Origin of the sequence: Curtobacterium sp. MCPF17_046, assembly GCF_003224295.1 — a bacterium.
Lineage (GTDB): Bacteria > Actinomycetota > Actinomycetes > Actinomycetales > Microbacteriaceae > Curtobacterium.
Genome location: NZ_QKLB01000002.1, coordinates 65,560 through 86,643, shown reverse-complemented (window position 1 = coordinate 86,643; position 21,084 = coordinate 65,560). Strand labels below are relative to the sequence as shown.

The window sequence follows — 21,084 nt, the reverse complement described above, 5'->3', positions numbered from 1 at the left end:
TGCTCTCGACACGGTCAGGACAGTCTACGAAGCAGCGGTGACGGCTCGGGGCCGGTCGCCGGAGGCGGACACGCGCCGGACCCCCAGTTCGGGGGCCTGCGTGACCGGACAGGGCGCACCCGGGCCCTCGCGGCTCAGTGGCGCGGGAGGGTGTCGTCCACGTCGTCCGGACCCGCCGGTGCAGCGTCGACCTGCAGCACGACGACCGTGACGTTGTCACGCCCGCCCGCGATGACCGCGTCGCCCACCAGGCGCTCGGCGAGCTCCTGCGGGTCCGCGACCTTCGCGGCGATGCGCGAGATGCCGACGTCGCCGATCTCCTTGGTCAGGCCGTCCGAGCACACCAGGTACCGGTCGCCGGTCCGCAGCGGGATCGTCCACCAGTCCGGCTCCGGCGGCTCGCCGAACCCGACGGCGCGCGTGATGACGTTGCTGTCGGGGTGCGACTCGGCGTCCTCGGCGCGGAGCACGCCGGCGTCGACCATCTCCTGCACGACCGAGTGGTCGACCGTCAGACGACGCAACGGGCCTCCGGCCTCGCTCCGGTAGGTGCGGGAGTCCCCCACGTTGAAGACGAGCGCCGCGGGCTGCCCCTGGGGGGCGACGAGTGCGACACCGGTCACCGTCGTCCCCGCCCCGAGGGCGTTCCCGCCCGCTGCGCGCTCGATGTCCGCCGTCGCGAGCAGCAGCGCGTGCTGGATCGTCTGGCGCGATGCGAACGACTCGTCGGTCGACGCACCGAGCCGCCGGACGACGGCGTCACTGGCGCGGTCCCCCGCGAGGTGCCCGCCCATGCCGTCCGCGACGACGAAGAACGGCGCTGCGACGATGTAGCTGTCCTCGTTGTGGTCCCGGCGTCGACCGACGTCGGTCGCCGCACCCCAGGAGAGCGTGAGGGTCTCACCCCCGGCACCGGGGACGTCGATCGCGTGGGCGGAGGCTGCTCGGCCGAGTTCGGTCACGGTTCAGGATCGCTCTCTGGTGTTCGGGACGGACCGGGGTCCGGGGAGGGACCGGGGGACGACGTGTCGGACGGCCACCGGTCGGACGGGCGTGCGACGACGGGCGGCACCGCCCGCGTGAACGGCGACAGCACCTCGATCCCGTTGCCGTCACCGATGTCGACAACCGTACCGGTCAGCACGACCATCGACGCGCCGGACGGCATCCGGTGCGGCGGAGCGCCCGCGGGCCGGATGACCGTGCCGTTGGTCGACCCGAGGTCGTCGACGACCGTGGAGGTCCCGGCGGCGGAGAAGCGCACGTGTGACGACGAGACGAGGCCGGTCGGCGACGCCACCGTGACGAGCTCCGGCGCCGCGCCCGGGACCACGCGCGGCGATGTCGGGCGTCGCCCGACGACCACCGGTCGGTCGAGGCGGTGCACGCGGTCGCCGATGCGGACGGCGGGCACCGGGACGGACGGCGTCCACCGAGCTGCCGGGTTTGACCTCTGAGCGGACGCGGACGCCGATGCTCCGTCCGACCCGGCCGCCGATGCTCCGTCGGACCCGGCCGGCGCACCGGGGAGTCCGCTGCCGACGCTCCCCCAGGTGCCCGCAGCCGGGCGGGCAGCGCTGCCGACGGTGTCACCGAGGTCGTCCGGCTCCGCAGCCCGCCGGCGCGCAGGACGGACCACGGTGTCGTCGAGGTCGTCCTCGTGGTGCACGTGCGGCTCCTCCCGTCGGCACCCCCACCGTAGACGATGCGGTGCACCGGGGCTTCACCTCCGCCACGCCGCGCGGGCGCCGGCGCGACAGGTCCGCAGCACGAGCCCGGCGAGCGGGTCGTCCGCCCGGACCGCGAGGGCGTGGCGCGCCCGGGTCGTCGCCCGGAGCTCGGAGCCGAGGGCCCACGAACACCAGGCTCCGAGTGCGAGGGCACCGGCGACACCGATCTCGGACAGCCCGGAGTCCGATGACCGCGTCCACCGACGCCACGCCTCGACGCACCGGTCCCCCGCGGTCCGCACCCGGTCCCGATCCGGTTCCGGACCCGAACCGTGCAGCGCCGACGGCGTCGGCTCGCTGAACGGGTCGAGCGGCCGGACGTCCGCGGCGTCCACCGGACCCGGATCGGCGAGGAACCGGACGAGGGCGAGCCGGGTCGCGAGCGCCCCGCAGGCGGTCGTGACCGCGACTGCTCCCGACGCACTGAGGTCCTCCGGAGCGACGAGGGCACGGGCGGCTGCCGGCAGGGTCACGGCAGCGGCGATCTCGCGGGTGTGTCGTGTGTACGGGTCGGTCGTGGTGCTGATCGTGGTGGTCTCCATGCCGACAGCCTGCCGACCGGCGACCACCGCATCGTCACTCCCGGCCCGACCCGTGGACGTGCCTGCCGCGTCCGCACCCTGTGGACGAACGGTCGGGACGGCAGGGGACGGCGGTCAGGCCGTCGCCGGCTCGAGGCTCTCCGCGACGAGGTCCCATGCGTCCCCGCGGCGTTCGAGGTCGACCCCGTTCCCCGCTGCCCAGTCGACGAGGTCCGCCGTCGACGAGACCGCTGCACCGGTCCGACCGAGCAGCGCGACGAGCCGTCCCTTCGCGGTCTTGTTCCAGTGGTTCAGCGCCTTCCGCCGCCCGTCCGCGGTGACGGACACCACCCGCAGGACCACGGCGCCCTCGACCGGCCCGAGTGCCCGGTACCCCTCCGAGCGGAGGTCGAGCACGAGCCCCCCGGTGCGGCCCGTCAGGGCAGCACCCGCCGGGGCTGGCCAATGCGTCGCGAGCCGGAGGCCCGGCAGTCGGGAGTCGTGCGACAAACGGTACGCGGGCACCGGGTCCGCTGCCCCGACCGGCCCGAACATCGCCGACTGCACGACGACGTGTTCCGCCCACCACGCACGCGTGGTGGCGTCGGCCGCCGGCACGTCGAGCGGGTCGTAGAGCACGCCCGTGTAGCGCTCGATCGCCGGCATCGTCGGACTCTCGTGCAGCACGAGGTTCCGGAGCCGTTCCGCGACCGACCTCGGTCCGAGCTTGAGCGCCGCCCGCGCGGTGGACTCCTCGGAACTGACGGAGCGGGCCGCGGTGATCACCGCGGCCCGCTCTGTGGCCAGTTCCGGGAAGGAGAGCGCCCTCAGGTCGAGGGTGCGCTCCGGGTCCCCGCCCTCCCGCTTCGTCTCGGACGGCGGGAGGAGGACGGTCAGTCCGGTCAGGACGCGAGCGCGGCCTGCCGCGCCACGATCGTGACCGTGTCGTGCTCGACGGAGAGGAAGCCGTCCTCCGCGTCGACCGCGACGGTCGAGCCGTCGGCCCGCGTGATGCGGACCTGACCCTGCGCGAGGGTGGCGAGCATCGGCTCGTGTCCCGCGAGGATGCCGATCTGGCCCTCCGTCGTCCGTGCGACGACCATGGTGGTGTCGCCCGACCAGACCTCGCGGTCAGCCGAGACGACACTCACGGTGAGACCCGCCATCTCAGCGGTTCTCCTTCTGGATCTGTGCCCACTTCTCTTCGACGTCGTTGATGCCACCGACGTTGAAGAACGCCTGCGTCGCAACGTGGTCGAACTGGCCGTCGGCGATGGCGCGGAAGGACTCGATGGTGTCCTTCAGCGGGACGGTCGAACCCTCGACGCCCGTGAACTTCTTCGCCATGTACGTGTTCTGCGAGAGGAACTGCTGGATCCGGCGAGCACGCTCGACGGTGATCTTGTCCTCTTCGGAGAGCTCGTCCACACCGAGGATCGCGATGATCTCCTGCAGTTCCTTGTTCTTCTGCAGGATCGCCTTGACGCGGGTCGCGGTCTCGTAGTGGTCAGCACCCAGGTACCGGGGGTCCATGATCCGCGAGGTCGACGTCAGCGGGTCGATCGCCGGGTACAGACCCTGCGACGCGATCTCACGCGACAGCTCGGTCGTGGCGTCGAGGTGCGCGAACGTCGTGGCCGGCGCCGGGTCGGTGTAGTCGTCGGCCGGCACGTAGATCGCCTGCAGCGAGGTGATCGAGTGACCACGCGTCGAGGTGATGCGCTCCTGGAGCACACCCATCTCGTCGGCGAGGTTCGGCTGGTAGCCCACCGCGGACGGCATGCGGCCGAGCAGCGTGGAGACCTCGGAACCGGCCTGCGTGAAGCGGAAGATGTTGTCGATGAAGAGCAGGACGTCCTGCTTCTGCACGTCGCGGAAGTACTCCGCCATCGTCAGCGCCGACAGGGCCACGCGGAGGCGCGTTCCCGGCGGCTCGTCCATCTGGCCGAACACGAGGGCCGTCTTGTCGAAGACCCCCGCCTCTTCCATCTCACCGATGAGGTCGTTGCCCTCACGGGTGCGCTCACCGACACCGGCGAACACCGACACACCACCGTGGTCCTGCGCGACGCGCTGGATCATCTCCTGGATGAGGACGGTCTTGCCGACGCCCGCACCACCGAAGAGGCCGATCTTGCCACCCTGCACGTACGGCGTGAGGAGGTCGATCGACTTGATGCCGGTCTCGAACATCGAGGTCTTGGACTCGAGCTGGTCGAAGGCCGGGGCCTTGCGGTGGATCGGCCAGCGCTCGGTGATCTCGAGCTTCTCGTCCGTGTTCAGCACGTTGCCGAGCACGTCGAAGACCTTGCCCTTGGTCACGTCGCCCACGGGCACCGAGATCGGGGCGCCGGAGTCGCGGACTTCCTGGCCGCGGACGAGACCGTCGGTCGGCTTCAGCGAGATCGCACGGACGAGGTCGTCACCGAGGTGCTGCGCGACCTCGAGACCGATCTCCTGCGACGAGTCACCGATCGTGATCGTGGTGAACAGGAGGTTGTACATCTCGGGGATGGCGTCGTGCGGGAACTCGATGTCGACGACGGGACCCGTGACACGGGCGATCCGGCCGACACCGGGCGCCGACGACGTCTCGACCGCGGTGGTGGCGGTGTCGGTCATGGCTGGTGCCTTCCTGAGGGTGGGTTCTGTCCGCGAGCTGCGCGGACCACTACTTCTTCTTCGACGAGAGTGCGTCGGCGCCGCCGACGATCTCGGAGATCTGCTGCGTGATCTCGGCCTGACGCGCGTTGTTGGCGAGTCGGGTGAAGTCGCGGATCAGCGAGTCGGCGTTGTCGCTCGCCGACTTCATCGCCTTCTGGCGGGCGGCGTGCTCGGAAGCGGCCGACTGCAGCATGGCGTTGAAGATGCGGCTCTCGATGTAGACCGGGAGCAGGGCGTCGAGGACTGCGTCCGCGTCCGGCTCGAACTCGTACAGCGGGAGGGGCTCGTCGTTCGACGGGGCCTCGACCCCGTCGACGACCTCGAGCGGGAGCAACCGGACGACCTGCGGCTCCTGCGTGGCGAGGCTGAGGAAGCGGTTGAACACGATGTGGATCTCGTCCACGCCGCCCTCAGCCGTGTCCTGGAGGAACTTCGACACGACCGCGTCGCCGATCTCCTTCGCCGTCGAGAACTCCGGCTGGTCGGTGTTGCCGACCCACTGGCGCTCGGACGGACGCTCGCGGAACGCGAAGTACCCGACGGACTTGCGTCCGACCAGGTAGAAGACGACGTCCTTGCCCTCGCTGCGGAGCAGGGAGGCGAGCTCCTCGCCCTGCTTGAGGACGTTCGTGCTGAACGCGCCGTTCAGGCCCCGGTCCGACGTGAACAGCACCACGGCTGCACGCGTCGACGTCGCCGGCTCGGTGGTCAGCACGTGGTCGACGTTCGAGAACGTCGCCACGGCCGACACCGCCCGCGTCACGGCCCGCGAGTACGGGCCAGACGCGGCCATGCGGGCCTGGGCCTTCTGGATCCGCGACGCCGAGATCAACTCCATCGCGCGGGTGACCTTCTTGGTGGTCTTCGCCGACTTGATGCGCTGTCGGTAGACCCGGACCTGTGCCGCCATCTAGCGACGACCCTTGACGATCTGCTCCTGGTCGACGTCGTCGGCCGAAGCGGACTCGACGTTCTCGGAGCCCAGGGTCTTGCCGTCGCTGGTCTGGAAGCCCTTCGTGAAGGCGTCGATCTGCTTCGACATCTCGGCGACGGTCTCGTCGCTGAGCTGGTTCGTCTCACGCAGCGTGGTGAGCACGTCCGAGTTGCGACGCAGGTGCTCGAGCAGCTCGCCCTCGAAGCGCAGCACGTCGGAGACGGGGACCTCGTCGAGCTTGCCGTTGGTGCCGGCCCAGATCGAGACGACCTGCTCCTCGACGGGGTACGGCGAGTACTGCGGCTGCTTGAGCAGCTCGGTCAGACGCGCACCACGGTCGAGCTGACGGCGCGACGCCTGGTCGAGGTCGGACGCGAACATCGCGAATGCCTCGAGCGAGCGGTACTGCGCCAGCTCGAGCTTCAGCGTGCCGGAGACCTTCTTGATCGACTTCACCTGCGCGTCACCACCGACGCGGGACACCGAGATGCCCACGTCGACGGCCGGACGCTGGTTCGCGTTGAACAGGTCCGACTGCAGGAAGATCTGGCCGTCGGTGATCGAGATCACGTTGGTGGGGATGTACGCCGAGACGTCGTTCGCCTTGGTCTCGATGATCGGGAGGCCCGTCATCGAACCGGCGCCGAGCTCGTCGGACAGCTTGGCGCAACGCTCCAGCAGGCGGGAGTGCAGGTAGAAGACGTCGCCCGGGTAGGCCTCGCGTCCCGGCGGACGACGGAGGAGGAGGGACACGGCTCGGTACGCCTCGGCCTGCTTGGACAGGTCGTCGAAGATGATCAGGACGTGCTTGCCCTGGTACATCCAGTGCTGACCGATGGCGGAACCGGTGTACGGGGCGAGGTACTTGAAGCCGGCCGGGTCGGATGCCGGGGCGGCGACGATGGTGGTGTACTCCATCGCGCCGGCGTCCTCGAGCGCACCCTTGACGGACGCGATCGTCGAGCCCTTCTGGCCGATCGCGACGTAGATGCAGCGGACCTGCTTGTCGACGTCGCCGGACTCCCAGTTGGCCTTCTGGTTGATGATCGTGTCGATCGCGATGGCCGTCTTGCCGGTCTGGCGGTCACCGATGATCAGCTGACGCTGACCGCGGCCGACGGGGATCATCGCGTCGATCGCCTTGATGCCGGTCTGGAGCGGCTCGTGCACCGACTTGCGGGACATGACGCCCGGGGCCTGGAGCTCGAGGGCGCGACGGCCTTCCGCAGCGATCTCGCCGAGACCGTCGATCGGAGCGCCGAGCGGGTCGACCACGCGGCCGAGGAAGGCGTCGCCGACGGGCGCGGAGAGGACCTCGCCGGTGCGGGTGACCTCCTGGCCCTCCTCGACGCCGCCGAACTCGCCGAGCACGATGGCGCCGATCTCGTCCTCGTCCAGGTTCTGCGCCAGGCCGAGCGTGCCGTCCGCGAAGCGGATGAGCTCGTTGGCCATGACGCCGGGGAGGCCTTCGACGTGGGCGATTCCGTCACCGGCGTCGGTGACGTGCCCGACCTCGGCCGTGGAGGCCTTCGTCGGCTCGTAGTTCGAGACGAAGTCCTTCAGGGCATCACGGATCTCATCGGGGCTGATGGTGATGTCTGCCATGGGATTTTCCTTGTGGTTTTCCGGGGCCCTTCGGCTCCGAGAGGGTGATGCTGCCGCGGACGACAGTTCCCGTTGTGGACTTGGGTGGGGCGTCTTCGACCGTACGCTCAGCGCGCGAGCTGGAGACGGAGGTCGGCGAGCCGGGACGTGACGGTGCCGTCGATGACGTCGCCGCCGACCTGCACCCGGACCCCGCCGAGGACGGTGGGGTCGACGACCTGGTTGACGCTGATGTCCCGGCCGTACCGCTCGCCGATGCCGCGGGCGACGCGAGCCGCCTGTTCGTCGGACAGCGGGGCTGCCGTGATGACCGTGGCGACGAGCTTGTCCGCCTGGTCGGCGACGATCCGCGAGGCGTCACGGACGATCTCACCGATGCGGCGGCCGCGGGGCTGCTGCACGAGGTTCGACACGATCGTGATCGTCTGCACGGAGACCTTGCCGCCCAGGAGACGCTCGGCCAGCGAGCCCTTCTGGTCGGGGCTGCCGAGCTTGGTCCCGAGCGCGAGCTCGAGGCCGGCGTCCGAACGGACCGCGGTCTCGAAGGCGAACAGTTCGGCCTCGATGGAGGTCGACTGGTCCGCCGTCGCTGCCACGGCCCGGACGGCCGCGTCCTCGATGCCGGCGAGCAGGTCCCCCTGGGAGGACCAGCGCGATCCGGCCACCGCGCTCAGGACGGCGCGCGAGGCGTCGCTCTGACCGGCGAAGACGCGGTCGATGAGGACCTTCTTGCCGGCGGTGTCGGCGGTCGGGTCCGCGAGCAGGTTGAGCAGCTGCGGCGCACGGGCGATCGCACGCCCTGCGGCGAAGATCTCCGTCCCGACCGTGAGGTCGACGGCGCCGCCGAGGTCTGCGAGGGCCGCCCGGGTGGACGACATCGCTTCGCGGGTGGCGCTACGCATGCTCAGTGCTCCGTTCCGGCAGCCGTCTGGGCGCCCTTCGACGACTCGAGGTCGGCGAGGAAGCGGTCGACGACGGCGGTCGCCTTGGCGTCGTCCCGGAGGGACTCGCCGATGACACCCGACGCGAGGTCGAGTGCGAGCGTGCCGACCTCGGTGCGGAGCGACTGGAGCGCGCTCTGGCGCTCGGACTCGATCTGCGCCTGGGCGTTCGCGGTGATGCGTGCGGCATCGGCCGTGGCCTGCTCGCGGACCTCGTTGCCGATCGCGGTCGCGTCGGCACGGGCCTGCTCACGGATGCGCGATGCCTCGGCACGCGCGTCCGCCAGCTGCTTGTTGTACTCGTCGAGCGCAGCAGCGGCCTGTTGCTGGGCGGCTTCGGCCTTCTTGATGCCGCCCTCGATGGCCTCGGTGCGCTCATCGAGCATCTTCGTGATGCGCGGCGTGACGACACGCCACATCACGATGAAGATGATGACGAAGGCCACCGCGGACCACACGATGTCGTACACCGGTGGGATCAGCGGATTGTGGGTCTCCTCCGCCGCGATGATGAGTGCAGTCTGCATCGAAGAGCCTTACGCGGTGAAGATGAAGTACGTCGCGATGCCGATGAAGGCCAGGGCCTCCGTGAAGGCGATACCGATGTACATGAGGGTCGTCAGGCGGCCCTGGAGCTCGGGCTGGCGAGCGACGGACTCGATCGTCTTGCCGACGACGATGCCGACGCCGATGGCCGGACCGATCGCAGCGAGGCCGTAGCCAACCGTCGCGATGTTGCCGTTGATCTCCGCGAGAACGGTCGTTGCGTCCACGTGTTTTCCTTTCGAGGTGCGGGTCCGACGGTCGCCGGCCCCGTAGGGGGTCAGAAGGGTGTCAGTGCTCGTCAGCCAGCGCGAGCTGGATGTAGACGGCCGTCAGCAGCATGAAGACGTACGCCTGCAGGAGCGCGACGAGGATCTCGAAGAAGCTGAACGCGATGCCGAACGCGAGCGTCCCGACGCCGAACAGCTTGAAGAGGCTCTCCGCGTCGAAGAAGAAGAACCAGGTCGCCGAGAAGAACAGGACGAGGAGCAGGTGGCCGACGACCATGTTCATCAGGAGTCGCAGCGTCAGCGTGATCGGACGCAGGACGAAGGTCGAGACGAGCTCGATCGGCGTCACGATCAGGTAGAGCGGCCACGGGACACCGGGCGGGAAGAGCGAGTTCCGGAGGAACGTGCCCGGGTGCTTGCGCAGGCCCGCGTAGATGAAGGCGACGTACGCGACGATCGCCAGGATCATCGGCATCGCGATGCGGCTGGTGCCGGCGATGTTCATGAACGGGACGAGACCCGTGAGGTTCATGAACAGGACGCCGAAGAAGATCGTCGCGAGGAGCGGCAGGAAGCGCTTGCCGTCCTTCTCGCCCAGGTTGTCGAAGGTGTTGCGACGGACGACGTCGAAGGCGTACTCGATGAAGGCCTGTCCACGGTTGGGGACCAGCTTGAGCGCGCGGGTTCCGGCGAACGCGAAGACGAGGAGCACGGCCACCGCGAAGAAGCGGATGAGGACGATGCGGTCCATCTCGAACGCAGTACCGGCGAAGAAGATCGGGTCCGGGAAGAACTCGTTGATCGACGGACCATGGAACTCGGCGGCCTTGCTGCTCCCCGCCGCGACGGGGTTACCCGCAGCGATGAGGGACAGGGGAAGAGCGTGGGATAGCAGCGCTGTCTCCTGTGTCGGGGCGCGCACGCATGGCACGCGGAGGTGGACTGAAGTGGAGGCTTGCCCGTCCGAGCTCGTGCTCCGGCAGCGGGCTCCAGAAGCGTATCAGGTGTGCGCGGCTTCTCGGGCTCTCAGGCAGCCGGGTCGCGATCCCCAGCGTCCGTCCGGTCTCCGGGGAGGGACACCCCGATCGGGACCCGGGACCGCGCGATGACCGTGACGTCGATCACGAGGGAGCCGATGACGCCGACGATGATCGCGACGGCCAACACCGGGGTGTCCACCCAGTCCCGGTCCTTGAGCGTGACGAGGACGACGATGAAGAGCACGAACTTGACCAGGAACGTCCCCATGATCGTGCCGAAGAACGCACCAGAGACCATCTGTCCGCCCGAGAACCGGATCGCGAGGAGGACGCTCACCGCGGTCAGACCGCAGAAGACGACGCTCATCACGGCGCCGATGAGCCCGCCGGTCAGGCCGGGGCCACCGGCGACGAACCACCCGACGACACCGCCGACGAGCGCGAGGGCGGCGGCGAGGCCGGCACCCTGCACGAGGATGCGGCGGAACACCGGCCGGACGTGGTCGAGCGCGTTCGGTGCGGTCACGATGGGTCTCCAGGGGTCGAGCGGGGCCGGGGCCGCGGTCGCGGGTCCCGGACGGCGGCGGCACGGTCGAGCGGGTCGTAGCTGGCGTCGAACGGCGCACCGGCGGACGCGGTGGTCTGCGCCGCGATCTCGACCCGCTTCCGGCCGAGTGGGGCGAACGTCACGATGGCACACACCGTGAACCCGACCGCGACGAACGCCGCGACCCACCACCAGTTCACGAAGAGGAAGAGCAGGCAGCCGAAGGCGACCACTGCCGTCCACGCGTAGAAGATGAGCACCGCGTGGAAGTGCGAGTGCCCCATGTCGAGCAGGCGGTGGTGCAGGTGCTTCCGGTCCGCGGAGAACGGCGACTTCCCGGCGCTCACCCGTCGGATCACGGCCAGGCCGAAGTCGAGGATCGGCACGACGAGGATGGCGAACGGCAGCAGGATCGGGATGAACGCCGGCAGCAGGTCGGTCCGGGTCCGGACGGCTGCGGGGTCGATGTTGCCCGTGATCGACACCGCGCTCGTCGCCATCAGGAACCCGACCAGCAGCGCGCCGGCGTCCCCCATGAAGAGCTTCGCGGGGTGCCAGTTGAGCACGAGGAACCCGGCGCAGGCGCCGACGAGCACCGCGGTGAGCAGCGACGGCAGGTTGAAGAAGAACTCCGTCTCCACGACCACGCGGTTGATGAAGAACGTGTAGAGGAAGAACACCCCGCCCGCGATGATCGCGACCCCGGCCACGAGTCCGTCGAGCCCGTCGATGAAGTTCACCGCGTTCATGACGAGCACGACCGCGAGCACCGTGAAGATGAGGCTCATGTAGGACGAGCCGACGCCGAGCGTGTTGCCGATCGGCAGCGAGACGATCGCGACGCCCTGCCAGGCGAGGATCCCCGCGGCGATGATCTGTCCGGCGAGCTTCGTCATCCAGTCGAGGTCCCAGATGTCGTCCGCGACGCCGAGCACGACGATGATGGTCGCGCCCGCCAGGACGGCGATCACCCGCCCCGGCTCGCCGAAGACGAGCCGGAAGTAGTCCTGTCCCGCGATCGCCGGGAAGAGGAACCACGCGCAGAGCAGGGAGACGATCACGCCGAGGAACATCGCGATGCCCCCGAGACGCGGGGTGGGCGTCCGGTGCACGTCTCGCTCACGGACCTTCGGGTACCACTTGTACTTGATCCCGAGCTTCCACACGAGCCAACTGACGAGGAAGCTCACGACCGCCGAGATGACCCCCGCGAGCAGGTAGAACTTCACCGGACGAGGTCGTCCCCGACGACCCGTCTGATCTCGTCGTCCGGGATCACACCGTGGCGGACGATGCGGAGGCCCTCCCCCGCGGACAGACCGGTCGCGTCCACGATGGTGGAACCGGTCGACGCTGCAGCACCGTCGTGCGGCGCCAGCGCTCCGCCGTCGAGGTAGACCGCGACGCTGTCACCGAGCATGCGCTCAGCGTCGTCGACGTCCATCGCGGCCGGGTCGCCGGTGGAGTTCGCCGAGGAGACCGCGAGCGGACCGACCTCGCGCAGGAGCTCGAGGGCGATGCGCGAGTCCGGCATCCGGAGCGCGACGGTCCCCCGCGTCTCACCGAGGTCCCAGTCGAGCGACGGCTGCGCACGGAGGATCACGGTGAGACCACCGGGCCAGAACGCATCGACGAGCTGGCGCACCGGCTCGGGGACCTCGCTGGCGAGCGCGTCGAGCGTCGCGACGCCCGGGATGAGCACCGGCGGCGGCGACTGCCGCGTCCGGCCCTTCGCGTCGAGCAGGCGCTGCACGGCCGAGGCGCTGAACGCGTCCGCCGCGACGCCGTAGACGGTGTCGGTGGGCACGACGACGAGTTCGCCCCGACCGAGGGCGGTCCGTGCGAGCCGCATGCCGGTCAGGAGCCCGTCGGGGTCGGAACAGTCGTATCGGGAAGCCATGACCTGCACGATGATAGTGCGCGAGGATAGGAGGCATCGTGAACGAGACGCCCGCGCCCCCACTCCTGTTCCTCTTCGACATGGACGACGTCCTCGTCCGCTACGACTGGACGACCCGGATGGCCGGGCTGACCGAGCTGACCGGGCACGACTTCACCGAGCTCCGCCGCCGCTGGTGGGACACCGGGAACGAGCAGCGGGCCGAGGCCGGGCACTTCGCGGACGCCGACGCCTACCTCGCCGCCTTCGAGGAGGCCATGGGGTGCCCGGTCCCCGAGACGGAGTGGGCACGCGTCCGCGGAGCGGCGATGACCGAGCTGCCGGACCGGGTCGAGGCGGTGCGGATCGCCAAGCAGCACGGTCGGGTCGCGCTGCTCACGAACAACGGTCCGCTCGCCGGTCGGTGGCTGCACGAATGGGTCCCGTCGCTGCCGCCGCTGTTCGAGGAGCACCTGGACACCACGAGCGCGTTCGGCGCACGGAAGCCCGATCCGGAGGTGTTCCGGCGCGTGCTCGCCCACCACGGTGTCCCGGCCGAGCGCACCTTCTTCGCCGACGACATGCCCGAGAACGTCGCCGGGGCACGGAGCGTCGGCATCACCGCCGTGCTCGTCGAGCACGACACCGACCTGCGGGGTGCGGTGCGGACGTTCGTCGCGGCCCACGAGACGGCACCGGTCGTCTAGGAGCCGCCGCCCGGCACACGCCGGTCAGCGCGTCGCGGTGGTCGTGCGGTCGCGTCCGGTGAGGTCGACGTGCGTCTCCGGGGACCGGAAGCCCCGGCCGGCGAGCACCGCGCGGACGCCGGCGCCCTGCTGCTCGGCGTGCTCGACGACGAGCAGTCCGCCGGGCACGAGCAGGCGCCACGCGGTCTCGGTCAGGGCCCGCACGGCGTCGAGCCCGTCCGGTCCGCCGTACAGCGCGAGCGCCGGGTCGTGGTCGCGGACCTCGGGGTCGATCGGGACCGCGTCGTCGGGCACGTACGGCGGGTTCGACACGACGACCGACACCCGGCCGTCGAGCTCCGGCAGCGCGTCGGCGAGGTCGCCCTCGACGAGGTGCACCGTCCCGCCGTGTGCGTCCACGTTGCGACGCGTCCAGGGCAGGGCCTCGGGCGAGCGTTCGACGGCGTACACCACGGCGTTCGCCACCTCGGTGTCCATCGCGATGGCGATCGCACCGCTCCCGGACCCGAGGTCGACGGCGATCGGCTCGGGCACCGCGGTCGCCCGGAGCGCGTCGATGCCGAACTGGACGACCGACTCGGTCTCCGGCCGCGGGACGAACACGCCCGGGCCGACCGACAGGGTCAGCGCGCGGAAGTGCGCCTCGCCGGTGACGTGCTGGAGCGGTTCACGGGTGACGCGACGGGCGACGGCGTGCCGGAAGCGCTCGACGTGTCCCTCGGCGATCGCTCCCCCGGTCATCGCACGCGCCTGCACGGCACCCCGCGACGTGTCCGTCGCCCAGGCCAACAGGAGTTCCGCGTCGACCTGCGGCGTCGGGACGCCTGCCGCGGCCAGGGCCGCTGCCGCCTCGCGCAGGAGCCGGTCGGCGGCGAACGCGGGCCGGGGACCCGAGGTGGGGCGGGCCTCCCGGCCGGACACGCCGATCAGGCGTCCTGGTCGCCGAGGGCGGCCAGGCGCGCCTCTTCGTCGGCCTGGATGGCGGACTGCACGACCGGTTCGAGTGCGCCGTTCATGACACGGTCGAGGTCGTACGCCTTGTAGCCGGTGCGGTGGTCCGCGATCCGGTTCTCCGGGAAGTTGTACGTCCGGATGCGCTCCGAACGGTCCATCCCGCGGATCTGCGACTTGCGGGCGTCGGAGGCGATCGCGTCACGCTCCTCCTGCTGGCGCGCGAGGATGCGGGCCCGCAGGACGCGCATGCCGGCCTCGCGGTTCTGCAGCTGCGACTTCTCGTTCTGCATCGCGACCGTGATCCCCGTCGGGAGGTGCGTGATGCGGACCGCGGAGTCCGTCGTGTTGACCGACTGTCCGCCGGGACCGGAGGAGCGGTACACGTCGATCTTCAGGTCGTTCTGGTTGATCTCGACCTCCTCCGGCTCGTCCACCTCGGGGAAGACGAGCACGCCGGTCGTCGACGTGTGGATGCGCCCCTGCGACTCGGTCGCCGGGACGCGCTGGACGCGGTGCACACCGCCCTCGTACTTGAGGTGTGCCCACACGCCCTGCGACGGGTCGGTCGCGTTCGACTTGATCGCGACCTGCACGTCCTTGTAGCCACCGAGGTCGGACTCGGTGCGCTCGAGCATCTCGACCTTCCAGCCCTTGCCCTCGGCGTAGTGCGAGTACATGCGGAGCAGGTCGGCCGCGAACAGCGCGGACTCCTCGCCGCCCTCGCCGCCCTTGATCTCCATGATGACGTCACGGCCGTCGTCGGGGTCGCGCGGGATGAGGAGCCGGCGGAGGCGCTCCTGGCGCTCCGCCAGCTGCTCCTCGAGCCCCGGGACCTCGTCCGCGAACGCCTCGTCCTCGCGCGCGAGCTCGCGGGCGGCGGCGAGGTCGTCCCCCGCCGCCTGCCAGCCCTCGTACGCGGCCTTGATCTGGCTCAGCTCGGCGTACCGCCGGTTGACCTTCTTGGCGCGGGCCGGGTCGGCGTGGAGCGCGGGGTCCGACAGCTGCTGCGTCAGTTCCTCGTGTTCCGCCAGCAGCCCTGCCACCGACTCGAACACGCGTTACTCCTGGTGGCCGCTGCCGTGGTGACCGTTGGTCGCCGGCACCGACTTCTGGATCTGGACGAGGAACTCCACGTTCGACTGCGTCTCCTTGAGGTTCCGGAGGACGACGTCGAGCGCCTGCTGCGGGTCGAGCCCGGCGAGGGCCCGACGGAGACGCCAGGTGATCGCGACCTCGTCGGCGGAGAGCAGCTGCTCCTCGCGACGGGTGCCGGACGCGTTGATGTCGACGGCCGGGAAGATCCGCTTGTCGGCGAGGTGCCGGTTGAGGCGGAGCTCCATGTTGCCGGTGCCCTTGAACTCCTCGAAGATCACCTCGTCCATCTTCGACCCGGTCTCGACGAGCGCCGTGGCGAGGATGGTCAGCGAGCCGCCGTTCTCGATGTTGCGGGCGGCGCCGAAGAAGCGCTTGACCGGGTAGAGCGCGGCGGAGTCGACGCCACCGGAGAGCACGCGACCCGACGGCGGCGTGGCCAGGTTGTACGCGCGGCCCAGTCGGGTGATCGAGTCGAGCAGCACGACGACGTCGTGGCCCAGCTCGACCAGGCGCTTCGCACGCTCGATGGCGAGCTCGGCGACCGTGGTGTGGTCCTCGGCGGGACGGTCGAAGGTCGAGGCGATGACCTCGCCCTTCACCGTGCGCTGCATGTCGGTGACCTCTTCGGGACGCTCGTCCACCAGGACGACCATGAGGTGGGCCTCGGGGTTGTTCTTCGAGACGGCGTTCGCGATCGCCTGCAGGACGACGGTCTTGCCGGCCTTCGGCGGGGAGACGATGAGACCGCGCTGGCCCTTGCCGATCGGCGACACGAGGTCGATGATGCGGGTCGAGATCTTCGCGGGCTCCGTCTCGAGGCGCAGGCGCTCGTTCGGGTACAGCGGGGTGAGGTCCTGGAAGTCGACCCGGGCCGCGGCCTCGTCGGCGGTCTGACCGTTGATCGTGTCGATCTTGACGAGCGCGTTGTACTTCTGACGGCTCTGCTGCTCGTCGTTCCGCGGCTGCTTGATCGCGCCGACGACCGCATCGCCCTTGCGCAGGTGGTACTTCTTCACCTGACCGAGGGAGACGTAGACGTCCTCCGGCCCCGGCAGGTAGCCGGTGGTGCGCACGAACGCGTAGTTGTCGAGGACGTCGAGGATGCCGGCGATCGGGATGAGGACGTCGTCCTCGGTGACCTCGGGCTCGAACTCGTCGTTCTGGCCGCCGCGACCACGCTTGCGGTCACGCTGGCGACGGGTCCGACCGTTCTCGGCCTCCTGCTCGGCGGCGCGCTGCTGGTCGGCACGCTGCTGGTCGCCGCGCTGCTGGTCGCCACGCTGCTGCTCGGCCTGCTTCTGCTGGCCGTTCTGCTTCTGCTCGCCCTTGTCGGCGTTCTGCTGCTTGCCGTTCTGCTGCTGCTTCGGCTCGGCCTTGTCGGACTCGGGCTGCTGGCCGTTCTGCTCGGCCTGGTCGCCGTTCTGACCGCGACCACGACCGCGACCGCGACTGCGACGGCCGCGACGAGCGCCGCCCTCGGCCTGGTCGCCCTGGTCGGACTGGTCGGCCTGCTGGCCGTCGTTCTGCTGCGCGACGTCCTGGTCGCCCTGCTCGGCGGCGTCCGCGGCCGGGACCTGGACCTCCGCGGTGGCGCCCCGGGCCTCCTGGCCGTCGGCCTGCTGCGCCTGGCGGTCGCGACCGCGACCACGACGCTGACCGGTCTGGGCGGCCTCCTGCGCGTCCTTCTCGGCGCGGACCTGGTCCAGCCCGGCGAGGAGGTCCTCGGTGCCGGTGTGGCCGGCGTTCGTGTGCGAGGCCGCGGCGGTCGGCTCGGCGCTGACGGTGCCACCGGAGGAGGCACGGCGGTTGCGGCGGCCGCGGGCCGGCGCCTCGGCGACCGGTGCGGCGGGCTGCTCGTCGCGCTCCGCCGGCGCCTGCTGCGCGGGCTCCGCGGCAGCGACCTGCTCGGTGGTGTCCGCGACCGGGGTGCCGGTGCCGGCACCGTCGAGGGTCGGCGTGACCGTGGCGGGCGCCTCGGCCGGACGCTTGTCCTCGATCGAGGCGATGAGGTCGCCCTTGCGGAGCTTCGAGAGCCCGGTGATGCCGAGGGACGAGGCGATGCGCTGGAGCTCCGGGAGACGGAGCGCGCGCAGGTCAGTGGGGATCTCCACCGAACCGGTGGAGGTGGTGACGTCGGTCACGATGCTGATGGTTCCTTCCGACCGCAGAACGCGGAGAGTTTCCACCGTTCCCGTCGCGGATGTGCAACGGCCGTCGTTCAGACGACGGACCGGGAACGGTGATCTGGAGAGAGTGCCCCACGCACCGGATCAGCGTGGCGGTCGACCTGGGGTGGTCGACGCCTCCGCGAGTTCGGCTTCGAGCGTCGGGTGCGGCTTCACTGTAGCACCACCGAGGTCGACGGCCAGCATGAGCGCACGCCAGGTGGACTCGGCGTGTCGCTCGACCAGTCCGGCCGCCGCGAGCCGCTGTGCCGGGTCGCTCCCCATCACCAGGAGGCTCGGCCCGGCGCCCGAGACGACGGCCGCCAGACCGTGCTGCCGGAGGAGCCCGATCAGGGCGTCCGTCTCGGGCATCGCGCTCGCGCGGTAGGCCTGGTGGAGCCGGTCCTCGGTGGCCGCGAGCAGCAGTTCCGGGCTCTGGATGAGCGCCGCCACGAGCAGCGCCGACCGCGACACGTTGAAAGCGGCGTCCTCGTGCGGCACCGTCATCGGCTGCAGGGACCGCGCGAGCTTCGTCGAGAGCGTCGACGTCGGGACGAAGACGACGGGCGACACCCCGCGGTGCACGAGCAACCGCTTGTACGCCGGGCCGTCGGCGGTCATCCACGCGATCGTCAGACCACCGAAGAGCGCGGGGGCGACGTTGTCCGGGTGCCCCTCCATCTCGGTGGCGAGACTCAGCAGCGTGGACGCGTCGAGGTCGACCACGCCGGCGAGCAGCCCACGCGCGGCCATCAGCCCGGCGACGATCGCGGCGGCGGACGACCCCATGCCGCGGCCGTGTGGGATGGCGTTCGTGGCGCGCAGCTCGAGCCCGGGCTGCGGGACGCCGGCGTGCTCGAAACCACGGCGGACGGCCCGGACGACCAGGTTCGTGTCGTCGGTCGGCACCTCACCGGTGCCGACGCCGTCGATCGTCACGGTCGCGCCCGGCTCGGGCCGGACGCGGACGTCGACCTCGTCGTAGAGCGACAGCGCGAGTCCGAGGGAGTCGAACCCCGGGCCGAGGTTCGCGGAGGTCGCCGGGACGCGCACCCGGACCGCCCGTCCGGCCGGTACAGCTTCCAGGGCGGTCGCGCCCTCCCCCGGTCCGGACGAGCGGTCGACGCTCACCGCGCGCTGACCAGTCCGAGCACGTCCGCGATCGCGGCGGTGTCCACGGGCACGCTGGTCGGGGCGACCTCACCGCCGTCCTGCGTGCGGAGCGCCCACTGCGGGTCCTTCAGGCCGTGGCCCGTCACCGTGATGACGACGGTCGCGCCCTTCGGGACGACGCCCGCGTCGGCGCGCTCGAGGAGCCCGGCGACGCCGATGGCCGACGCCGGCTCGACGAACACGCCGACCTCTGCCGAGAGGATGTGGTGCGCAGCGAGGATCGCCTCGTCGGAGATCGCACCGAAGTAGCCGTCGGTCTCGTCCCGGGCCTCGAGCGCAGGCTGCCACGACGCCGGGTTGCCGATCCGGATCGCCGAGGCGATGGTCTCCGGGTGCCGGACGACCTCACCGTGCACGATAGGGGCCGAGCCGGCTGCCTGGAAGCCGAACATCCGCGGCATCCGCGACGAACGGCCCGAGGCGACGTCCTCTCGGTACCCGCGCGAGTACGCGGTGTAGTTGCCCGCGTTGCCGACCGGCAGGAAGTGGAAGTCCGGCGCGTCCCCCAGGACGTCGACGACCTCGAACGCGGCGGTCTTCTGCCCCTCGATGCGGTCGTTGTTGACCGAGTTGACCAGGTGCACCGGGTAGTTCGCCGACAGGTCCCGCGCGATGTCGAGGCAGTCGTCGAAGTTGCCCTGCACCTGCAGCAGCTGTGCGTCGTGCGCGACGGCCTGGCTCAGCTTGCCCATCGCGATCTTGCCCTCGGGCACGAGCACCGCGGCGGTGATGCCGGCGTGCGTGGCGTACGCGGCCGCCGAGGCGCTCGTGTTGCCGGTGGAGGCGCAGATGACGGCCTTCGCCCCGTGCTCGACGGCCTTCGAGATCGCCATCGTCATGCCGCGGTCCTTGAAGGAGCCGGTCGGGTTCATGCCCTCGTACTTCACGTACACCTGGGCGCCGGTGCGCTCGGAGAGTCGTCGCGCCGGGATGAGCGGGGTGCCGCCCTCACCGAGCGTCACGATCGGGGTCGCGTCGGTCACGTCGAGTCGGTCGGCGTACTCGCGCAGGACTCCCTGCCACTGGTGGGCCATCAGGCTTCTCTCTCTGTCCGGTGGGGCGGTCTGGTCTGGGTCGGCTGGTCGGTCGGGAGGCTCGGGGTCGCGTCAGGTGCCGACGACGCGCAGCACGCTGGTCACGTCGATGACGACGTCCTCGCCGCGGAGCGCGACGACGGTGTCGGCCAGGTCGGCCTCACGGGCGAGGTGCGTGCCGATGACGAGCGTCGCGGTCCCCTCGACGGCACCCGTGGTGGTCTGCTCGACGGTCTCGACGCTGACGCCGTGCGCCGCGAGCACCCCCGCGACGGTCGACAGCACGCCGGGGGCGTCCGACACGTGCAGCGCGATCTGGTAGCGGGTCCGCACCGTCCCGATCGGGAAGACGGGCAGTGCCGACTGCGTCGACTCCGCGACACCCGGACCGCCGATGACGTGGCGACGGGCGGCGGACACGAGGTCACCGAGGACCGCGGAGGCCGTCTCCACCCCGCCGGCGCCGGCGCCGTAGAACATGAGGTCGCCGGCGGCCTCGGCCTCGACGAACACCGCGTTCTTCGCCCCGTGCACGCTCGCGAGCGGGTGCGACTCGGGCACGAGCGCCGGGTAGACGCGGGCGCTGACGCCCTCGCGACCCTCGGCGTCGGTGAGGCGCTCGCACGTGGCGAGGATCTTCACGACGTAGCCGGCCTTGCGGGCGGCGCGGACCTGCTCGATCGTCACCGAGGTGATGCCCTCGCGGTGCACGGCGGCGAGCGGGACCGAGGTGTGGAACGCGAGCGACGCGAGGATCGCCGCCTTCTGCGCGGCGTCGTAGCCCTCGATGTCGGCGGTCGGGTCGGCCTCGGCGTACCCGAGCTCCGTCGCGGTCGCCAGTGCGTCGTCGAAAGTCGCGCCCTCGCGGTCCATCAGGTCGAGGATGAAGTTGGTCGTGCCGTTGACGATGCCCATGATCCGCTCGATGCGGTCCCCCGCGAGCGAGTCGTGCAGCGGTCGGATGATCGGGATCGCGCCGGCGACGGCGGCCTCGTAGTAGAGCTGTGCGCCGACCTGCTCGGCGGCGGCGAAGAGCTCCGGGCCGTGCGTGGCGAGCAGCGCCTTGTTGCCGGTGACGACGTCCGCCCCGGACTGCAGGGCCTGCAGCACGAGGGTGCGCGCCGGCTCGATGCCGCCGATGAGCTCGACCACGATGTCGGCCCCGAGGATGAGCGACTCCGCGTCCGTCGTGAAGAGGTCACGCGGCAGGTCGACGTCCCGCTGCGCCTCGACGTCGCGGACGGCGATCCCGACCAGCTCCAGACCGGCGCCGGCCCGGGTCGCGAGCTCCTCGCCGTGCTCGAGCAGGAGTCGGGCGACCTGGGAACCGACCGAGCCGGCTCCCAGCAGCGCGACGCGGACGTTGCGGTATTCGATCATCG

22 protein-coding genes are annotated in these 21,084 nt (G+C 70.7%); 1 reads left to right on the top strand and 21 read right to left on the bottom strand.

The genetic code is table 11. The features are described 5' to 3' along the window. Positions 1–134: 134 nt before the first annotated feature. The 15 genes from DEJ32_RS02035 to DEJ32_RS01965 all read right to left on the bottom strand — a co-directional run bounded on the left by DEJ32_RS02035 (position 135) and on the right by DEJ32_RS01965 (position 12,595). Positions 135–962 (bottom strand): PP2C family serine/threonine-protein phosphatase, encoded by an 828-nt coding sequence (locus DEJ32_RS02035; RefSeq protein ID WP_110900165.1) that lies wholly within the window; start codon positions 960–962, stop codon positions 135–137. Continuing rightward, positions 959–1,669 (bottom strand): hypothetical protein, encoded by a 711-nt coding sequence (locus tag DEJ32_RS02030; protein ID WP_110900164.1) that lies wholly within the window; start codon positions 1,667–1,669, stop codon positions 959–961. The genes DEJ32_RS02035 and DEJ32_RS02030 overlap by 4 nt, the downstream gene beginning before the upstream one ends. Positions 1,670–1,723: 54 nt before the next feature. Continuing rightward, positions 1,724–2,272: a hypothetical protein gene (locus tag DEJ32_RS02025; RefSeq protein ID WP_146234058.1), complete on the bottom strand. Its 549-nt coding sequence runs from the start codon at positions 2,270–2,272 to the stop codon at positions 1,724–1,726. A 114-nt stretch (positions 2,273–2,386) separates the two neighbouring features. Further along, on the bottom strand, positions 2,387–3,148 hold the full coding sequence (locus tag DEJ32_RS02020; protein ID WP_110825107.1) for a YaaA family protein: 762 nt from the start codon (positions 3,146–3,148) through the stop codon (positions 2,387–2,389). 5 nt (positions 3,149–3,153) lie between these two features. Beyond that, entirely contained in the window at positions 3,154–3,417 is a 264-nt protein-coding gene (locus DEJ32_RS02015; protein WP_110825108.1) for a F0F1 ATP synthase subunit epsilon, read from the bottom strand. A gap of 1 nt (position 3,418) precedes the next feature. Further along, on the bottom strand, positions 3,419–4,873 hold the full coding sequence (gene atpD / locus DEJ32_RS02010) for a F0F1 ATP synthase subunit beta (RefSeq protein WP_110825109.1): 1,455 nt from the start codon (positions 4,871–4,873) through the stop codon (positions 3,419–3,421). Positions 4,874–4,922: 49 nt separating this feature from the next. Then, positions 4,923–5,825: a F0F1 ATP synthase subunit gamma gene (locus DEJ32_RS02005; RefSeq protein WP_110825110.1), complete on the bottom strand. Its 903-nt coding sequence runs from the start codon at positions 5,823–5,825 to the stop codon at positions 4,923–4,925. After that, positions 5,826–7,454: a F0F1 ATP synthase subunit alpha gene (gene atpA, locus DEJ32_RS02000; protein ID WP_110825111.1), complete on the bottom strand. Its 1,629-nt coding sequence runs from the start codon at positions 7,452–7,454 to the stop codon at positions 5,826–5,828. A gap of 107 nt (positions 7,455–7,561) precedes the next feature. After that, on the bottom strand, positions 7,562–8,356 hold the full coding sequence (locus DEJ32_RS01995) for a F0F1 ATP synthase subunit delta (protein WP_110890829.1): 795 nt from the start codon (positions 8,354–8,356) through the stop codon (positions 7,562–7,564). Between the two features lie 2 nt (positions 8,357–8,358). Beyond that, entirely contained in the window at positions 8,359–8,922 is a 564-nt protein-coding gene (locus DEJ32_RS01990; RefSeq protein ID WP_110900162.1) for a F0F1 ATP synthase subunit B, read from the bottom strand. Between the two features lie 9 nt (positions 8,923–8,931). Continuing rightward, positions 8,932–9,168 (bottom strand): ATP synthase F0 subunit C, encoded by a 237-nt coding sequence (gene atpE / locus DEJ32_RS01985; RefSeq protein ID WP_058729232.1) that lies wholly within the window; start codon positions 9,166–9,168, stop codon positions 8,932–8,934. Between the two features lie 61 nt (positions 9,169–9,229). Continuing rightward, a complete protein-coding gene (atpB, locus tag DEJ32_RS01980; RefSeq protein WP_258367554.1) occupies positions 9,230–10,090 on the bottom strand; it encodes a F0F1 ATP synthase subunit A in 861 nt (286 codons plus the stop codon). Between the two features lie 104 nt (positions 10,091–10,194). After that, entirely contained in the window at positions 10,195–10,674 is a 480-nt protein-coding gene (locus tag DEJ32_RS01975; protein WP_110900161.1) for a hypothetical protein, read from the bottom strand. Continuing rightward, positions 10,671–11,924, bottom strand: coding sequence for an MraY family glycosyltransferase (locus tag DEJ32_RS01970; protein WP_110825116.1), 1,254 nt, complete (start codon positions 11,922–11,924; stop codon positions 10,671–10,673). The genes DEJ32_RS01975 and DEJ32_RS01970 overlap by 4 nt, the downstream gene beginning before the upstream one ends. Next, positions 11,921–12,595, bottom strand: coding sequence for an L-threonylcarbamoyladenylate synthase (locus DEJ32_RS01965; RefSeq protein WP_110825226.1), 675 nt, complete (start codon positions 12,593–12,595; stop codon positions 11,921–11,923). The genes DEJ32_RS01970 and DEJ32_RS01965 overlap by 4 nt, the downstream gene beginning before the upstream one ends. 38 nt (positions 12,596–12,633) lie before the next feature. Between DEJ32_RS01965 and DEJ32_RS01960 the strand changes: the two genes are divergently transcribed. Then, positions 12,634–13,281, top strand: a complete 648-nt coding sequence (locus tag DEJ32_RS01960) for an HAD family phosphatase (RefSeq protein WP_258367553.1) — start codon at positions 12,634–12,636, stop codon at positions 13,279–13,281. 24 nt (positions 13,282–13,305) lie between these two features. Here DEJ32_RS01960 and prmC read toward each other — a convergent pair whose 3' ends face one another. The 6 genes from prmC to DEJ32_RS01930 all read right to left on the bottom strand — a co-directional run bounded on the left by prmC (position 13,306) and on the right by DEJ32_RS01930 (position 21,082). Beyond that, positions 13,306–14,202 (bottom strand): peptide chain release factor N(5)-glutamine methyltransferase, encoded by an 897-nt coding sequence (gene prmC / locus DEJ32_RS01955; protein ID WP_110900160.1) that lies wholly within the window; start codon positions 14,200–14,202, stop codon positions 13,306–13,308. A gap of 5 nt (positions 14,203–14,207) precedes the next feature. Beyond that, positions 14,208–15,290, bottom strand: coding sequence for a peptide chain release factor 1 (gene prfA / locus DEJ32_RS01950; RefSeq protein WP_110825118.1), 1,083 nt, complete (start codon positions 15,288–15,290; stop codon positions 14,208–14,210). A gap of 3 nt (positions 15,291–15,293) precedes the next feature. Then, positions 15,294–17,471 carry a transcription termination factor Rho gene (gene rho, locus DEJ32_RS01945; protein WP_110900159.1) on the bottom strand — a complete coding sequence of 726 codons (2,178 nt, stop codon included), beginning with the start codon at positions 17,469–17,471 and terminating at the stop codon, positions 15,294–15,296. 129 nt (positions 17,472–17,600) lie between these two features. Continuing rightward, a complete protein-coding gene (thrB, locus tag DEJ32_RS01940; RefSeq protein ID WP_110900268.1) occupies positions 17,601–18,581 on the bottom strand; it encodes a homoserine kinase in 981 nt (326 codons plus the stop codon). 41 nt (positions 18,582–18,622) lie between these two features. Next, positions 18,623–19,702 (bottom strand): threonine synthase, encoded by a 1,080-nt coding sequence (gene thrC, locus DEJ32_RS01935; RefSeq protein ID WP_110890832.1) that lies wholly within the window; start codon positions 19,700–19,702, stop codon positions 18,623–18,625. A gap of 72 nt (positions 19,703–19,774) precedes the next feature. Further along, entirely contained in the window at positions 19,775–21,082 is a 1,308-nt protein-coding gene (locus DEJ32_RS01930) for a homoserine dehydrogenase (RefSeq protein WP_110900158.1), read from the bottom strand. Positions 21,083–21,084 lie beyond the last annotated feature (2 nt).